1 protein-coding gene is annotated in these 1,609 nt (G+C 65.2%); it reads left to right on the top strand.

Annotation, left to right across the window (positions count from 1 at the left end; genetic code table 11):
* Positions 1–64: 64 nt before the first annotated feature.
* Positions 65–1,459 carry an IS1380 family transposase gene (locus ACZY0Y_RS19825; protein ID WP_463959934.1) on the top strand — a complete coding sequence of 465 codons (1,395 nt, stop codon included), beginning with the start codon at positions 65–67 and terminating at the stop codon, positions 1,457–1,459.
* Positions 1,460–1,609 lie beyond the last annotated feature (150 nt).

Here is a 1,609-nt window from a genome sequence, read left to right on the forward strand (position 1 = left end):
CTTTTCAAGGAAAATGGAGCTTGTCTAGAACCCATTGACCACCGAAAAGAGAGGCATCTCGTAGATGCAAGTTTCCCATAAGCCGTCCGCGGTGTCAGTTTCTTTCGACGAGGCGAATCTCGTGTCGGTGGCTGGACTGCTTCCGGTGATGACCTTGGCCCGGGACGCCGGGCTGCACGAGCTGGCCGATAGATGGCTGTCAGTGCCGACGGACAAGGGCGCGAATGCCGGGCTGAAGATCGCGTCCCTGGTGGCCGGGATGGTTGCCGGAGCGGACAGCATCGATGACATGGCCCTGCTTCGCCACGGCGGGATGAAGCGGCTCTTCACCGCCTGTTACGCGCCCTCGACCCTGGGTTCGTTCCTGCGGGCCTTCACCTTCGGGCACGTCCGGCAACTGGATGCGGTCGCGTCACGGTTCCTGGCCAACCTGGCCGGCCGGGCACCTTTGCTGGGCTCACTCGCCGCCGGTGACTTCGTGTTCGTGGATGTCGATGACACGATCATCGAGGTCCACGGCTACGCCAAGCAGGGCTCCGGCTACGGATACTCCGGGGTCCGGGGCCTGAACGCTTTGCTGGCGACGGTCTCCACCACGGACACGGCCCCGGTGATCCTGGCCCAGCGGCTGCGCAAAGGGGCGGCGAACTCGGCCCGCGGCGCCAAACGCCTGATCACCGATGCCCTGTCCACGCTCAGGCGTCTGCAGACCGGCGTGCGGGTGCTCTGCCGTTTCGATTCGGCCTACTACGGCCATGCCGCGGTTTCCGCGGCCCTCGCCGGCGGCGCGGAGGTCTCGGTGACCGTGCGGATGGACCCGGCCGTCAAACGCGCCATCACCGGGATCCCTGAAACGGCGTGGAAAACGATCGAATACACCGACGCGGTCTTCGACGAGACCACCAACACCTGGGTCTCGAAGGCCGAGGTCGCCGAAACCGTGTTCACCGCCTTCTCCTCCCGCAAAAAGGCCGAGCAGATCACCGGCCGGCTGGTCGTTCGCCGGATCCCGGAACTGAACCCGAAAACCGCCGACGGGCAGGAACCCCTGTTCGAGACCCACCGGCATCACGCGTTCTTCACCACCTTGGACGCTGCGGTCCTGGACACCGTCGCAGCGGACAAAACCCACCGCAAACACGCACAGATCGAGCAGGTCAATGCCGATCTGAAAGACAGCGCTCTGGCGCACATGCCCTCCGGTGTTTTCGCCGCGAACTCAGCGTGGCTGGTCGCCGCCGTCATGGCCTACAACCTCACCCGCGCCGCCGGGATCCTAGCCGCAGGGCCCTTCGGCAAGGCCAGGACCGGCACGATCCGCCGCAAACTCATCCACGTCCCGGCCAGGATCGCCACCAGCGCCCGACGCGTCCGTCTTCATCTGCCCGAATCCTGGCCATGGCAAACACCATGGCAGGCATTATTCGACGGACTCTACCCGCCGCCGCAACCCGCCTGAACCCCGTCAACCCAGCCACACGGCGCAACCGAACCACCAGTGGAACACCCAAGGGCAGCGAGGCCCGGCACCCCACCACGCACTCAGCCCGCAAAACCGCCAAAAGTCAGATCCAGATCATCAGCCCAGGCGGATCGGTGGATCAAGGCT

The organism is Pseudarthrobacter kochi, from assembly GCF_055412805.1.

Coding starts and splice junctions, on each gene's coding strand:
- ACZY0Y_RS19825 (WP_463959934.1), top strand. CDS start 65: ATGCAAGTTTCCCATAAGCCGTCCGCGGTGTCAGTTTCTTTCGACGAG.